Source organism: Burkholderia sp. BC1 (assembly GCF_052683555.1).
Genome location: NZ_JBQYLP010000101.1, coordinates 1 through 14392, shown reverse-complemented (window position 1 = coordinate 14392; position 14392 = coordinate 1). Strand labels below are relative to the sequence as shown.

Genomic DNA, 14392 nt, shown 5'->3' with positions numbered 1-14392 from the left:
TCATCAACCTAACGGTGTCCGCGTGTCCTGAGTTACAGGGGCAACTCCAGTTACTTCGTGGATGCTTGCAATGTGCTTGATTGTGTAGATAAGCTCTTGACCAACATCAGGGGCAATTTGTCCTGCTGCTACTGCTTCTAGGATCACTTCGCATTTTTCGTGGTATGCCGCGTTACGGTCATACTGAAAGCTAACCGGTTGCAGTGTTGTTTTAGGAATCGGTACAGCAGTCTTAATAACAATCTCGATCATGTCCTTGTTGTTATTAACGAATGCCTCACTGACAATATGCTCATACAGGTCATCCTCTGACCAGTTCATTTTCTTTTTAAGAGCATTCAGGATTTTTGTTTTGCTTGATTTGCCGCGCGTATTACCCGGTGTTGGTTGATTACCGGGACCAAAGGCATTTGATGGGGCGTTAATATTAGCCATTTGATTTCCTCGTGCATTCGCCAACTGGTAGAAGTGGCGAGGTTTTCTTCTATTTAGTTACGAGGAATTTTGACTAATCTGTGTGGTTATGTAATCGTATGATTAAGCAAACGGAATAGTGTTTGCGAAGTTAATTCACGACCGTCACCTGAATGAAAAAGAGCCCAGCGTCATAACTGGGCTTCTTTTCTTATTATAAGAATAATAAAATGACACCAACACAAAAAGACAAAGACAAATTCAATTCGCAAAAATATTCGGCAAAACAACGTGGCATCGAATTCCATCTAACTTTCGAACAGTGGTGGAATATTTGGCAGCAATCAGGCGTCTACCATTTGAGAGGTGTAGGTAAAGACAAGTATTGTATGGGTAGATTTGGCGATGTCGGAGCGTATGCATTAGGGAATGTTTACATTTGCACCAATGCAGAAAACGGGCGTTCTGGACATATCGGATTGAAACACACAGCGGAAGCGAAAGCGAAGATAAGCGCAGCAATGAAGGGGCCAAAGTCAGCAGAGACAAAAGCCAAGATGCGCGGCCCAAAGTCGCAGGAACACAGTGCGAAGATAGCGGCGGCAAATAAGGCACGCAATCAGAGCGAGGCTATGCGCTCGAAATTAAGAAAGCCCAAGTCCGCAGAGACAAGGGCTAAAATTAGCGCAACAAAAAAAGCTAAGTGGGCGCTCAAGCAGGAGACTTTGGCCACGGCCATGCCGCAACCTCAGCAGTGACTACCGGCTTCGGCTCCTGTTTTCCATCACCTTTCCGCACGTCAACAGCCCCTTTCTTCAACGCATCTTTGTATCTGGCATACAAGGACTCAGGCCAATCCGCACCAAGCAATTCCTTTTGCGCTGCTGCGGACAGATCGACGTGGGGCAACTTCTTGGCATCTGTGCCTGCCAGCTTTTGGTCGTACAACTTCATAGCTTCATCGAGCGAGTCGGCCCGCTTGAATCTGATTGCACCCCCAACTCGACCGAAGAATTTGACATGCGCATCCCCTGCGGCCATGACACCCCAGATAGAGTTTTTACGGGGCTTGTCGTTCGGCCCCTTGCCCTTGATGAATGCGTGACCAACGTTGATAACTGCAAACTCGACCTTGGTTGCGGTTGCCTTCGTGCTCTTGCGTGCTGTTGCCATGTTTAGCTCCTAGTAATTGGTCAGTAGTACCTACCACGTTCTGATGGTAGCGAGTCCACCAAACCAATCAAGTGCTCTTTTCAGCTTCAATGCGTGCCTGACGCTTACGTTCCTCGCGTGCTTGTGCAGCAGCTTTGATCTTTGCGCTATGCTCAGGTGACTTAGGACGGCCTTTTAAACTTTTGCTAATGCGCTGTTTGACCTCACTTGCGATGGTTTTTCCTTTGTTAGCCTCGCTGAGCTTTGCTCGATGCTGGTTGGACTTTGGGCGCCCCTTCTTAGCCTCGCTCATGCGTCTACGTGTCTCTGCTGACTTGGTTTTTCCCTTATTGATGTTACTTAGGTGGTCTTTCATTTCGTCGCTGCAAGGTTTAGGCTTCCCTGTTTGCGCCATGCTTACATTTTGCTCTTGTGTGCAGCAGAATATATTTCCTAACTCGTATGGGCCGACGTCTCCATACCTCGCCATGACGTACTTACCTTTCCCTACGCCACGTTCAGGATAATGGCCAGTCTCTTGCCACCAAGACCACCATTCTTCGAAAGTTAGGTTGAAGTCAATTGCTCTTCTTTTTGCACCGGCCTTGTGGACTCGATACGCTTGCTTATCTCTTGCTGTTATTGTTGTTGTCATAATTTTTTATAGTTATGTTTGCTTCTATTTATGACAGTAAGCTGGTAACAAGAAATAGTCAAAATTTAATCAACCAGTTGTTGATTCACCACACCAATTCAATATACTCCCGATACCACAACGAAGGAGTACTAAGAAATGTCATACGAACTTCCTAGACCTGCAAAATTGAAAAAAGAGGTCACCAGCAAGTACATCGGACTGAACGCGGGTAGGACGCATCGTTCGGGGAAAAAAGTGAAGGTGCAGAGAAGCCCCGCAGAACCCGGCCTGTTCATCATCTGGTTCGGCAAGACCGAGATCGCCAAGGTTCCCGCCCTGCAACTCAGCGAGACGATCGAGTACATCGACGGTCGGCCTGTGCTATAACATACGAGGAGCTAACACAGTGAGAGACCAAATGGACCTGAAGCTTGTAGAGGCAGAACTCGCGAAGATGATGGCCGAGACTAGCAAGCTCAACGCTGAGACGGCCAAGCTCACCGACGAGCGCATCAAACTGAGCAAGGAGCATACGTGGATGCCCTTTGTTTGGGGTGTGACCGTTGCTACTGCTCTCATAGGTGCGACGGCTGCTGTAGTGAAGCTGCTGCACTAAGCTAATAAACTTCCAACGAAAAGGCTCCGTAAGGGGCCTTTTCTCATTTCTAGTTAACTTTAGCTATTGAACTTAGTTGCCCAGTTAACGAAAACTGGTGCATACTTAGCCAAATTTACTTACCATCGCGGCTGTAGCACTGTTCAACTTTATGTAAGGAGAAGCAAAGCATGGCAACTAAGAAGGACAATCGCACGCTGGACGAACTGCTGGCCGCTCAAGCAGAACTTGAAGCAGCAATTGAGGAACGTCGCGCTGCCGAAGCTGGCGAAGCACTTACGCAAATCGCTGAGTTGGTTCAAAAGTTTGGCTTCACTAGCGAAGACATTTTCCCGACCCGCCGCACGCGTCGTCCTAGCGATCCTAGCAAGGCAAAGACGTACCGCAATCCCAAGACTGGCGAGGAATATCACGGTCGCGGCAAGCCACCCGCAAGCTTCGCAGAGGTAGGCAAGGACGTTTGGCATACCTGGCTTGTTGAGTAACTTGTCAGCAATGCAGCAAAACTATGGGGAGCATTTGCTCCCCATTTTCTTTTATAGCGTGTTACCTGCCGCTAACCACTCTAAGTACAGGCCAAGTCCGCGGAATATCTCACCGGCCCAAAAGCCGTAGAAGTAATGTCCGTTCGCCCAACTTGAGAACGAGCCAGTCATGTCCGCGTCTGAACCCTGCGCAACCACGTAGGTAGAGTAAAGCTGCGCAAGCAATCCGCGCATCACTTGCTTGGGATACCCAGACGTATCGCCCGCGTTTAGCATCTCCACACAGCCACTAAGGAACAGCGCTGTCATGTGTCCCACGTTATCAGGATTGTTCTCCGTTGGTATAGGGCTGTAGCCGTCGTTATACGGAGGCGCATTACGTGGGAATTTTGATGGGGTCAGGCCGCCGTTGTTCTGCTGGAACGTGAGCAGGAACGATGCATAGTTCTGGCACACGGTCACAAGCTTAGGATCGACGGTTTGCCCTTTGCGCACCAGCTCCGCCCACAAGTGGCATGCAGACCAAAACGCGCGAGCTTCATAACCGGCCCAAGGATACGGTTGGTCTGAACCCCATGAAAACGTGCCGACTGCACCCTCGCCCAAGTCGTCGTATCGCGGCCACACATACACTGGCGCAAACGGCCCCATTACACCGATCTGTGCGTTATACGCTTGCTGTGCGTCATACCAGAACTGAATAACGTTTGCGTAATAACTCGGCAAGTTAGCATCAATCCAATTTACAGGGTATTGATAACCTGAGTATGGGGTTCCGCGCCAAAACTCGTTACGTCGCAATGAAGGCGAGTATTGGTTAGAGAACGGTACTACACCGGGAGTATATTTCAACGGCGCAGTTCCTGAGTTTTGAATAGTCACATCACCCACTAACCATGTAAATGCATTAACGTCGTTTGCGTGCATGTACCACTGAGTTGACCATTCGTAATTTGGATTGTAATAAGTTGGCACATCACCCCAACAATACATTGCAATCACAGCAGCACTATCTTGTGTCTCAAAGACAACCTGTGTCATTGCTGTATTTGGGGTTGGTGTTGGAGAAGGTGTTCCACTTTGGTATGGGACTAATGTGAACATACTCCAATCCAATGCAAGCGTTGTCCAGTTATTAGCTTGCGGCAGTTGATACCAATAATTAACGCCCAATGCATCCGTGATCTTCAAGAACATTGTTCCTGAGATTGTTTTGTATGTCAGAGATTCCAAAGGAGCGGTATTAGAAGGTAAATGCCAGAAACCTGCAACCACACCCGAGTTGTTGTCTGGAACTGATGCAATACCGATGTAATCGGCATAGCTTGTTGCACCGACGTTAAATGTAGCATACTGACTTAGGGCTGTCGCATTGCCGTATGCAACCAAGTTATTACCATCAAACATCACATTAGGCGTGCCATCTGCACGATTAACCGTGAGCATTTGATTGAAGTTAATATTCATTGGCGCAGGCACACCGTTAACTCCCGGCGCCGCTGAATAGCGGTATTGCGTTCCAGTTGATGCATCAACCGCAGTTTGAATGTAGGTCAAGAAATCCAAACGAGCAGTTGGGCTAGTCATTGCAGAATTAACCTGCATGTAGCTGTTTGGCGCAATTTGGTTGAATACCGCAATCTGTTCCAATGCAACCGTACCTGCACTTGTGCCAGATTCGGCCGTCTTAGTCGCCATGATGTAGCCGTTATCATCACGCGTGACATTGGCTACACTCGTTGTTGGAGTGTAATTCCACCAATACGAGATACCGTAATCCATTGGATCAACGCCCACTTCTTGACGGAAGTAATAAGTCACGTCATCCACAACAGAAGCTTCAAGGCAGGTCTGTAACGCAGACTGATAGACTTGGTTGTAATAGCTGTTGCCTGTTGCGTTGTATAGCAGAAGTGCCGCTTCTGCGAACCATTGCTCCGCGTCGATAGCGTTACCGAATTGGTCTGGGGTCAATGTGCGCCATGTAGGCCACACATCGAACGGGGTATTGCGCGGAACCATAACGCCTGAGTGAACGACGTAGCTCACGTTCGCTGTGCCGTTGAATGTGGTGTCTTGCAGCACAACCGTACCCACTGCTGGTGTTGGTGATGGTGCTGGCGTCACTGCATCGCTGTTTGAGTCCCAAGCGCCGTTTGTTGCCATGTAGTACGAGAACGGCAAGCTTGTACCGCCGTGTGCTGGACCGGCACGCACGGAGTCATACGCATTCTTGCCTGTGAAGACCTGATATACGCGCACAAGCTGATCGCCGTATGTTGGGCTTCCTGCTGGAATCACACCAACGCCGTTGTTAAACAGAACTGGTTGAGCGTAAAAGCCGGGGCTTTGGTCATCAAGTGGATTAGGCGGGCCGTACACCTCAAATGGGTTTTTGCCGTTCAGCATCCAGTTTGAACGATAAACTTGCGGTGTTGATGGGACTGGCTGACCACCATAAAAGTAATTCACATAGGCTTGGAAATAGTATTCGGCTTTCTGCAAATAAACGGGATTACCTGTGCCCTTCCATGCATAGTAATAACCAAGGATCAAAAGTGATTGCCCCTCGGTTGTTGCGCACTGTGTTGGTGTATAGTCTTGCGGACCACCTTCAAAGTGCAGGTTGTTTGCAAGTACACCTTCGTTATTGATGATGTACTTGTTGGAAACGTTATTACCGCTATCGTCAACATCGCCGGTATGACGTGCTAGAAAACCGTCAAGCCCGTTAATAATGCTGATAGCGTTCTGAGCTAGTGCGTGATTAGCTGCTAATAGTCCTGGTCTCATTTTTCTACCTTTTAATTAATTTGACCGACGTAGTAGCCAGCGAATGTAGTACCGTCAATGCTTTCGAATTCAACCACGTTGCGGTTGCCGATTGTGTAGCCTAAAACCGGTGGAGAACCGCCTACCCAATGAATGCGTGAATCCCAACTGGTGATGGTGTTTGAGCCTGTGCCTTGCTCGAAGTAGAACGTCAGACGCAGCGCTTTACCTGTCGGCAGTGAGAAGTTCGCAAAGCTGAATGTGGCTGTAGCTGCGTTGAGCACAACGTGATAGCCGGGAACAGGTGTTGTCAGGTCGATACTGATGGTTGACGAGCCACTGACCTGCGCCAAGTCGTAGTAGCTGTCTGCGCTCAACTGGCCTTGTGAGTTAACCAGCAAACCGGGACCGGCAGAAACAATACCAGGGGTAGCTGCTGTTGCATAAGGCACCACATAGTGATATGCATCGACCGTCCATGCTTTATAGCCCGTTGGCATGGTTGCAACGAAGTTACCGGAAAAGTTGCCAGTGAATGTAATCTGCGTGTCAGAACAAATCGCAGGAAACATTGCGCTACCAGTAGTAAAAGAGATACCACCTACTTTAGCAACCGGATCAGCAGAACTGGATGCATTCCACCAACCATTATTCAGGCGATACCAAATAAGTCCATCGTCCAAATCAACAGCAACACCGACGATATTTCCAACCGTTGTAAATGGTGTTGTGCCGCCCTTGTTTGATCCATTGACATAGATATTACCGCTGCCTTGGAATGCGCCAACTGCGCCGGTGCCATCGTTATAACCAACTTGACTATCTAAAGGCACATTTGTAGGTGCAATACCGATACTACAATTGTTGCTGACGCTACCTGCTGCATACGTCACTTCAAAATAGTATTTGCCACTGGTATATCCCACATTACCAAGCGCAACCGCTTGACCACCAGCAAATGCCGCGGTTAAATTCCCGTTACTTAGCGTAATAACCGAATTCTTCTTAGCAATATCCCATGTAGCAGTAATAGCGACAACTGCTTGAGATACACCAGCCCAATATTGTGATTGCTCAGAGTAGTAATAGGATGAATATGATGTTGTGCCGTTGACTGTGCCTGTTGCTTGGGAAGCCCAATCTTGGGAAAGTGTTGAGTAATTGCCCGATGTCGTTGCTGACGTGCTTGCTGCTGTTGCTGAAGCTGCCGCGTCGTTTGCGCTAGTGTTTGCTGCTGTCGCTGAAGCTGCCGCATTCGTTGCTGAAATATTCGCTGCGCTTGCAGAGTTGATCGCGTTTGTTACGGAGCTTTCAGCGTTATTAACCAAGTTCAGGACGTTCTGCAATGTCCCGCTAATCGGTAGTGGTAGAAATGGGCCGAAGTTTGCAACCAATGTTGACTGGTCGCTTTGCATTGTGAAAATTAATCTTGTTGTTCCATCGCTGCTCATAGCGTTTCCTTGTTATTTTAATTTTTAGTTCAAAGGCGACGCTTTGATACGAAACCAGATTGGATCAGCAAACATGATTGACCCGTCAGCAGCAATTACTTTCAAGGCTAACTGCGCTTTACCGATAGGCCATGTGCTTGTTTGTGCTCCTGTTGCTGACAGGTTGTATAAACCGTTTGTGGTTGGATCACTGCCTGATAAGTTTGCTACTGCAATTGCGCCGTAGTTAATTTCTCCGCTTGGATCATACATTGCCGCTGTGATCGCCCATTGGCTAAAATCAGGTTGATTCTTATTAACACCTGATGTTCCGCCAACTACATCACCACTAAGCTGTAAAGTCCCTACGAAATTGAATGACGAACCTGCATAGAAGTCGTATGCCATTTGCTTTCCCCTGCTTGGATCCCTGCAATTCGGGATTGATTTGTTGTTTTTGTATTTATGCGCAAGGTGAAAGCTTTATACCCTTTGTTTAGGGACGAAAAAAAGCCCCGATGGTTAGTCGGGGCCAATGCTACAACTCTTTACTACAGGGGAAAATCAGATCATATGGAACAGCGCAAAGCCCAGCGCAATGCAGAAGCCTATCGCAATCCACGGCAAGCCTTCAATCAGTCCCAAAGCTGCTAGGAGCGCGATTAGCTTGAGCAGCTTCCCTATGAAGTCGAACACAAACATCAAAACAAGACCACCGGCAATGAGTGGTATAAAGAAGCAAATTACAAGCAACGAAAGCGCAAAGTTATCGAAGTTATGCGCAATGTTGACGCCTACGGGTATCAGCCCAAGGATAATACTAATAAACAGACCGCTTACGATTAACTTGTCCTTCGTAGATTGCATTTTGCTTCCCCTTGTTAATTTGTATGCGTTGAGTATTAATTCATCGCAATACGTTTACAAGACTTATTTACCATGTTCATTAGTCAATCGCTTTGAAGATCAACTTTGCTTCTGGCAGTGTTTGAACAAAATCAAGCAGTTGATGGTAGCGCTCGGCTAGGCTTTCATTGGCTGCGGTCTTCTCTTTCATGAACGCATATGCGCAAGCATTGCTCAGTGCGAAAAGTGTGCAGACGATCCCGAATGCCTCTCGACTCAGCATCCCCTCAAAATCATTACCAGAGACTCTTACGTTGAACTTCGTCGGTCCCTCAGGGTATGCATAGCCGCTGCCGTTGCTCAACTTCACAAACTGCCAGTGGCCTCCTTGGTAGTCTTTGCTGATCTTGCGCGCAGTTCTGAACATGGTCTGCTCGGCCAGTATGAAACAGTACGTGGTGTACAGGAACGGCATGAATTTCATCCGTTCATGTTCAGGAACTGGCGTAGCTGTTATTTCCTTTTTCATTCACTATCCCTAGTCGTATGGGGCCATGAGGATAGTTTCGTAAAAACCAGAAATCAAAGTCGATCACTTGAATACGAAGTGCTCAAGTAAAAAGCCTATACCTGCAAGCAATACAGCAACTAATCCTGCCGCTGATCCAACGATAACGTCGGCAAGCTTTTCTACTGTTTTGGCTAGGTAATCAATTTTCGAGTTCTGGGCTTGAGTCTCTGACTTCAGCTCTTGGTAGTTTGAAGCACACTCAACTAGGTGTGCTTGTAGGTCTGTTTTTACTTGGTCTAAATCTTGGTCCTGCATGGCATCGTTCCAAACGTGGGTTATCCATCTATTTACAGAACGTCGCCAAGTGATTCTGGATAGTGTTAAGCATCTTCGAAATGCGTCATAAATTCGTAGGCTATGTCTTCATCTTCAAAGTACATATAGACGATCGGTGACTCTGGGTAGCTGTTCCAGTTAGCATCAAGTGATCGGTCCGCATGCCATCTTGCTATGTCAACACGAAGGCGCAGAAAGTCTTCACCGGGAATGCGTACTGGAACCATCTTTACTCTACCTTTTGAGCAGTCTCCTTTTCCTTATTTACCAAACTATCAACGTAGCGTTCTAGCTGGCTAGCAAAGCCTGCACGTCTAACATCAATGAGCACGTAGTGCGCACCCGGTTTTCCAAACTTCAAATCCCAGATTGCGTCAATTCCTCTGTCTGCAATGTATTCACCAATCTCTTGCAGGTACTTATAGGCATGCTCTTTTAGAATTCGTGCTTTGAACTTCTCTGCTGCAACACCTTCAAGGCGTGGTCTACCAGCACCACCTTTCTTCTTTGGCTTGCGTTCTCTTGGTTCCGGCTTTACTTCTGCATCTTTGTGCTTGCAGTTATCCATGTGGTAGCGCTGCATATGCCCTTTTCCGCCCACAAAGCCGCAATGTGGACATTCGGCTGTAGCGTGCTCTCGCTTCTCTCTTTCCATCGTTCCTCTCTAAATATGGTTATTCACTAGGACTAACCATGAATATACTTTCAATCTTTACAGGCACCAAAATTTACCTGTACCTAATTGGCGCAGCTATTCTTGTCGCAGGTGCAATCGGCCTCAAGTTATATATCGACCATGAGAATTCACAGATTGCCAACCTGACTAAGCAAGTCGCTATGCAGCAGGTAGCCATTAATCAGGATCAGCAAGCCATAGAACTGACGCAAAAGGACTTGGCAGGATTAAAGCTTTTGACTGATGGATTCAACAAGCAGATTGCTACTATCCAAGCTAACGCAAACAGAGTGACAACCACTTTCAACAGCAAGGCGTATCAGTCAACAGTCAAGTCCAATCCAACGCAGGCAGCAAGCCAGATCAGTACGGAAGTGAATAGCCTGTTCTCAGACGTGAACAACGCCAGCCGTGCCCCTATAGGAGCTTCTGATGCGTCTAACTAAGCTTCTTTTGGTATTGGCTGTCGTGTTGTCGGCCTGCACTACAGCACCAGTTGTGACAAGCAATGTAGTTACACCACCGCCTGTTTCTATTCCTGTTATCGCGCCTACCAACTTGCAGAACGTCAAGTTTGATCTTGTCACGTCTTCATCTCTGGCTACATTCGAACAGCAGTTCAAGACCGACCCTAATGCTCAGTTCTATGTGCTTGATCGTTCAAACATGCAAGCTATGATCTCTAATATTCAGGAGATGCGCCGTTATATTCTGTCTCAGCAAGCCAGCATTACGTATCTGGGTAATGCTTTGTCTCTCTATACGACCAAGGCGAAATAAGCAGCCACAAAAAAGCCCAAGCGTTTAGTCTCGGGCTTCTTTGCATCTTAGGAGGATTTAATGCACAACTTTACTCAAGTGGCTCCGTAGGAACATGACTAACCTACGGAGCTAACAACGGAGTATCGAAAACATGGCTGCTTTCAGTCTATATTTATACTGCCGTAGTTCTGCACTTCCGTAAGAAACACTAAATCGCCCATCATAAAGCTGAAAAAGTTGCCTAGCGTTCTGTGCTTCTGGTTTGCTTCAATCCAGAACGAGCACTTTGTCTGTTCTTGCAAGTAGTAAAAGAGACCCCTTGCATACAAATCTCCTAACGAGTCCTGCATCTTTACCGACTGTATTAGCTCCTGAACAATCCAGCGAAGTCGGATTTGCTCGGCGTATTGGATTTGCTCTTTGCTACCTTTAAGTTCTGGAAAACCGAGTTCCTTCGCTTGTTCTGCGGCCTTTGCTGCCGCATGGTAATACTCTAGCTCTTTGGGCGCTTGCTTTTCTGTTGTCATTTCGCGCTGCCCTTCTTTTGGTGCATTTGGTCCCACAAGCTTTTCTTCTTGCCGTTATCTTGTTGATTTAGCGCCTTGCCCGATTCGAAGTGTTCTGCAACTGCTTTAGCTGCCGCATCATTCGAAAACTTGGCATGGGTGTCGCTTTGCCACTTGATCTTTGCACCTTCTCCGCGTGTTGATGCTTTTACTTTTAGCGCTTGTTTGTATTTCGCGAGGTCATTTTCAGTCATGTCCACATATCGCCCCTCTGCATCAGACCAGATGCGTTTGGGCTTCTTGTATGTCACTGGCACCGGCTTCTGGCTTTTGCTTTTAGATTTGCGGCCCTTGACTTTGATCGCTGTGAAATTTCTATCTAGTTGTGACTTCATGGGTTTTCCCTTCTTATTTGTTTATTTTATTAGTGTGACATGCGCAACATGAGCACGTCAAAATTTTTCTTAGCCATGTAGCGGCGTCTGAGGTCAGACTACTCCCATCAATTCAGCTTCTTATTCTGAACTTTCTGGACTTGCTTCCTTGTACTTCTTGTTCTGGATTTCACGGGGAAATTTTCGGGCGCACTTGTTTGTTATTGCAGAGCACTTGTAGCAAGTAAGTCTGCAACAGCGCATTCGCCTTCAGCTCACTTGCTGTGCAGGGCATTTCGTGAAATACGCGGTGGCAAGCACACGCGATTTCACTCAAGCCACCGAGCTATCGCTTTGTTTCTGGAACCCCAGAACAAAGTAATTAAACACGTCGTCCCAAGTAAAACGCGCCTGCTTGTCAGGCGAAGTTTTACGGCGGGACCACCGAACTGCGCCAACTACGGCAGTAGTTAAGCAGTTCAGGTGACGTATATTTGTTAGCAAGTATATTTGCAAAGCTTCCAGAAAATTAGAACAAAGTTATCCTAAATCCCTCTTCCCGGCGATTCGGAAATTGAGATTAATTTGTTGTTCTTCGTAAAAAACAACTGGCCCCTGGACACCCCTCTTCTAACGTTATCTGGGAAGATCAACCCATCTGTACCGTCTAAGCTTTTCACTACCTGCAGAACTTATGTTCCGGGATAATATCGTCCTGTGCGTTTTATCTAGACCACTTAGACTGTCTAGCACACGTTTTGACTTTCGTCAGTGATGTTACTCTGTCAGGAAAGCCCTTCATTCACATCGTCGGCCTACCTAGCAACTACCGGGGAACCTTAGTTCACTTGCGTCATTGCTATGTATTTGCTTGTTAGCTGGAATTTGTATTTCTAGGGAGTAATAGGAAAGGCCCTAACAGCATCTGTGCGGAGAGTACTGTTAGAGCCTGTGTTAATTTGCCAAATAGTATTTGTCAAATCGTTGTAATCTGTGATAAGAACTAACCCGCACGCTAATTCTTCTTGTACTTCTATTTAGCAAACATTGTAAATCTGCTGCACAAATAAGTCAAAATTCAGGTTTTCTTGCCAGAACCTGCCAAAAGCGCTGTTTCGAACCGTCAGTGTTTTGTGCGCTTTCTTCTGCGTTTTGCCCATGTATTACCCTCGCCTACGTTTTCTGAGCAGGTGCAAATTTTGACATTTTCGGGGGAATATGGGCCTACATCATCGAACCGAGCCATAACATACTGACCGCGATAACAACCGCGCTCGTGGTAATGGCCGCTTTCCTGCCAGATTTCCCACCACTGCTCAAATGTGAGCGTCCAGCCGATTGGGTTCCCGTTTTTATCTTTTCGATACTTTGACTGCGATCTCTGCACGTAAAAGCGTGCCTTGTCTTTCTTTGTTGGTTGCTGCATTTGTTATTTTTATTATTGATTTGTTCCACCATTCTAATTTATGCGGCAAGCCAAAATCAATTTTCCGAGAGACCTAAATATAGGAAAAGGTTCGAAACATGGACACAGCGCAAAAATGGGCGCCCAAGAAGCCCTTCCACTACGTCTACTTACTTCACCACGCGGAAACCGGCCTGTACTACATCGGCGTCCGATCTAGCTACAACAAGCCAGAGAAAGACCTGTATTACGGCTCTGGTTCCCTACTTTGGGACGTCTACCGACAACAGGGCTATTACCACATAGACCAAGGGAAACCGAACGGTTGGGAGAAGTATATCGTAGCCGTGTTTCCAGACCGAATATCCGCTAACCAGTTCGAAACGCAGACTATCGCTGCCGAGCGGAAGAATCCGTACTGCCTGAACTGTACGTTTTCGAAGAAGCTCAGGTTGAAGCAATTAATCAAGAATTGACGTTTTTGATGCTTTTAGGCGTTCAGTACGGCATGTTGGATAAATATTGACAAGCAAACGAATTAGCGCTTGCTGTTAATAGAAACAGTCCAAAGAGGCTGTCAACGGACAACTAACATGACTAACAAAAAGAGCGGATACAGAGCCGCCGAAGCATTCCTTACCCTCGAAGTAGCGCAGCAATTTGTTTCGTATGACCCAGAAACAGGTCAGTTCACGAAGGTAAAAAAGACCACTTCATACAGAAAACCGGGCGACATTATTGGTACAAAGATGTCGCGTGGTTACTACGGCATCCATATCCCAGGCTACGGCACCGTCTACGCACACCGCCTTGCTTTCCTGTTCATGAGCGGCAAATGGCCTGCAAACATCGTAGATCACATTAACCATAACGGCCTAGACAACCGCTGGGAGAACTTACGCGATGTTGGATACTCTGGCAATAACCATAACTCCAAGCTCAGAAAAGACAATTCGACTGGAGTACGCAACGTAACTTATCATAAGATTAATAAGAAGTTTTTTGCAGCAATTACATACCAGAAAGTAACTCACAACCTTGGTTACTTTGAAAAGCTGCAAGATGCCGTGACTGCCGTTATCGAGAAACGTGCAGAGCTAGGCATTAGCATCAGCAACGAATGCATGTACAAACAATAAGAAGAACGACAATGAATATTATCCACTTTTTTACAGTCACCGACCCCAATCTCAACCTTACTGAAATCGACGAATGGATTTTCGCGCAAGAGTTAGAGGCGTTCAGAGTGACTAATAGACACGGTATTTCAGACCCAGGACATAGCCATAGCATCTCTAGTAGTGGCTCCGGTTACTTGAGAGCATATAACCAAGCAATGTTGTCAGGACAGAGCGTAAACCTTAGTGCGGTTTATAACCAAGCTAATCAAAATCTGTCTACACAAGGATATCCGGGGTATGGTCTGCCCCCTGAAAAGTGGTCCTCCCTGAAGTAGGCTATTGAGCCGTA

The 14392-nt window shown here is 46.9% G+C and carries 20 protein-coding genes; 8 read left to right on the top strand and 12 right to left on the bottom strand.

Going from position 1 to position 14392, the window contains the following annotated elements; all coding sequences use genetic code 11:
• Positions 1-3 precede the first annotated feature (3 nt).
• Positions 4-435, bottom strand: coding sequence for a hypothetical protein (locus ACSHSS_RS28160; protein WP_445545801.1), 432 nt, complete (start codon positions 433-435; stop codon positions 4-6).
• A 209-nt stretch (positions 436-644) separates the two neighbouring features.
• Between ACSHSS_RS28160 and ACSHSS_RS28155 the strand changes: the two genes are divergently transcribed.
• The gene (locus ACSHSS_RS28155; RefSeq protein ID WP_445545800.1) at positions 645-1172 is read left to right on the top strand and encodes a hypothetical protein; all 528 of its coding nucleotides are present in this window, start codon (positions 645-647) and stop codon (positions 1170-1172) included.
• On the opposite strand, the gene ACSHSS_RS28150 is transcribed toward ACSHSS_RS28155, so the two are convergent.
• Together ACSHSS_RS28150 and ACSHSS_RS28145 are read right to left on the bottom strand one after the other, a co-directional pair.
• Positions 1126-1587, bottom strand: a complete 462-nt coding sequence (locus ACSHSS_RS28150) for a hypothetical protein (protein WP_445545799.1) — start codon at positions 1585-1587, stop codon at positions 1126-1128. The two genes, ACSHSS_RS28155 and ACSHSS_RS28150, sit on opposite strands and share 47 nt — an antisense overlap.
• Positions 1588-1654: 67 nt before the next feature.
• Positions 1655-2221 (bottom strand): NUMOD3 domain-containing DNA-binding protein, encoded by a 567-nt coding sequence (locus ACSHSS_RS28145; RefSeq protein ID WP_445545798.1) that lies wholly within the window; start codon positions 2219-2221, stop codon positions 1655-1657.
• Between the two features lie 138 nt (positions 2222-2359).
• Between ACSHSS_RS28145 and ACSHSS_RS28140 the strand changes: the two genes are divergently transcribed.
• The 3 genes from ACSHSS_RS28140 to ACSHSS_RS28130 all read left to right on the top strand — a co-directional run bounded on the left by ACSHSS_RS28140 (position 2360) and on the right by ACSHSS_RS28130 (position 3304).
• Complete coding sequence (locus tag ACSHSS_RS28140) at positions 2360-2590, top strand: hypothetical protein (protein WP_445545797.1); 231 nt, start codon at positions 2360-2362, stop codon at positions 2588-2590.
• 31 nt (positions 2591-2621) lie between these two features.
• Positions 2622-2819, top strand: a complete 198-nt coding sequence (locus ACSHSS_RS28135; RefSeq protein ID WP_105797182.1) for a hypothetical protein — start codon at positions 2622-2624, stop codon at positions 2817-2819.
• 170 nt (positions 2820-2989) lie between these two features.
• Positions 2990-3304 carry an H-NS histone family protein gene (locus tag ACSHSS_RS28130; RefSeq protein ID WP_105797183.1) on the top strand — a complete coding sequence of 105 codons (315 nt, stop codon included), beginning with the start codon at positions 2990-2992 and terminating at the stop codon, positions 3302-3304.
• Between the two features lie 51 nt (positions 3305-3355).
• Here ACSHSS_RS28130 and ACSHSS_RS28125 read toward each other — a convergent pair whose 3' ends face one another.
• From ACSHSS_RS28125 to ACSHSS_RS28095, 7 genes are all read right to left on the bottom strand, one after another.
• Complete coding sequence (locus ACSHSS_RS28125) at positions 3356-6097, bottom strand: hypothetical protein (RefSeq protein WP_445545796.1); 2742 nt, start codon at positions 6095-6097, stop codon at positions 3356-3358.
• An 11-nt stretch (positions 6098-6108) separates the two neighbouring features.
• Positions 6109-7527, bottom strand: coding sequence for an SPRY domain-containing protein (locus ACSHSS_RS28120; protein ID WP_445545795.1), 1419 nt, complete (start codon positions 7525-7527; stop codon positions 6109-6111).
• A gap of 24 nt (positions 7528-7551) precedes the next feature.
• The gene (locus ACSHSS_RS28115) at positions 7552-7914 is read right to left on the bottom strand and encodes a hypothetical protein (protein ID WP_146123434.1); all 363 of its coding nucleotides are present in this window, start codon (positions 7912-7914) and stop codon (positions 7552-7554) included.
• Between the two features lie 156 nt (positions 7915-8070).
• Entirely contained in the window at positions 8071-8373 is a 303-nt protein-coding gene (locus ACSHSS_RS28110) for a hypothetical protein (RefSeq protein ID WP_077056768.1), read from the bottom strand.
• A gap of 79 nt (positions 8374-8452) precedes the next feature.
• Entirely contained in the window at positions 8453-8881 is a 429-nt protein-coding gene (locus ACSHSS_RS28105; protein ID WP_077056767.1) for an antirestriction protein, read from the bottom strand.
• A 63-nt stretch (positions 8882-8944) separates the two neighbouring features.
• Positions 8945-9178 (bottom strand): hypothetical protein, encoded by a 234-nt coding sequence (locus tag ACSHSS_RS28100; protein ID WP_143261263.1) that lies wholly within the window; start codon positions 9176-9178, stop codon positions 8945-8947.
• Positions 9179-9428: 250 nt separating this feature from the next.
• Positions 9429-9854 (bottom strand): hypothetical protein, encoded by a 426-nt coding sequence (locus ACSHSS_RS28095; RefSeq protein WP_445545794.1) that lies wholly within the window; start codon positions 9852-9854, stop codon positions 9429-9431.
• A 38-nt stretch (positions 9855-9892) separates the two neighbouring features.
• Here ACSHSS_RS28095 and ACSHSS_RS28090 point away from each other — a divergent pair, with 38 nt between their 5' ends.
• Both ACSHSS_RS28090 and ACSHSS_RS28085 read left to right on the top strand, forming a co-directional pair.
• Positions 9893-10321, top strand: coding sequence for a hypothetical protein (locus ACSHSS_RS28090; RefSeq protein ID WP_077056766.1), 429 nt, complete (start codon positions 9893-9895; stop codon positions 10319-10321).
• Positions 10308-10655, top strand: a complete 348-nt coding sequence (locus ACSHSS_RS28085) for a hypothetical protein (RefSeq protein ID WP_146123436.1) — start codon at positions 10308-10310, stop codon at positions 10653-10655. Before ACSHSS_RS28090 ends, ACSHSS_RS28085 begins: the two co-directional genes overlap by 14 nt.
• Positions 10656-10798: 143 nt before the next feature.
• Here ACSHSS_RS28085 and ACSHSS_RS28080 read toward each other — a convergent pair whose 3' ends face one another.
• Both ACSHSS_RS28080 and ACSHSS_RS28075 read right to left on the bottom strand, forming a co-directional pair.
• Positions 10799-11200, bottom strand: coding sequence for a hypothetical protein (locus ACSHSS_RS28080; protein ID WP_445545793.1), 402 nt, complete (start codon positions 11198-11200; stop codon positions 10799-10801).
• Positions 11161-11538, bottom strand: coding sequence for a hypothetical protein (locus tag ACSHSS_RS28075; protein WP_445545792.1), 378 nt, complete (start codon positions 11536-11538; stop codon positions 11161-11163). The genes ACSHSS_RS28080 and ACSHSS_RS28075 overlap by 40 nt, the downstream gene beginning before the upstream one ends.
• A 1503-nt stretch (positions 11539-13041) precedes the next feature.
• On the opposite strand from ACSHSS_RS28075, the gene ACSHSS_RS28070 reads away from it, so the two are divergent.
• Both ACSHSS_RS28070 and ACSHSS_RS28065 read left to right on the top strand, forming a co-directional pair.
• The gene (locus tag ACSHSS_RS28070) at positions 13042-13398 is read left to right on the top strand and encodes a hypothetical protein (RefSeq protein WP_445545791.1); all 357 of its coding nucleotides are present in this window, start codon (positions 13042-13044) and stop codon (positions 13396-13398) included.
• Positions 13399-13515: 117 nt separating this feature from the next.
• A complete protein-coding gene (locus tag ACSHSS_RS28065; RefSeq protein WP_176061578.1) occupies positions 13516-14061 on the top strand; it encodes an HNH endonuclease in 546 nt (181 codons plus the stop codon).
• The last annotated feature ends 331 nt before the right edge of the window (positions 14062-14392 follow it).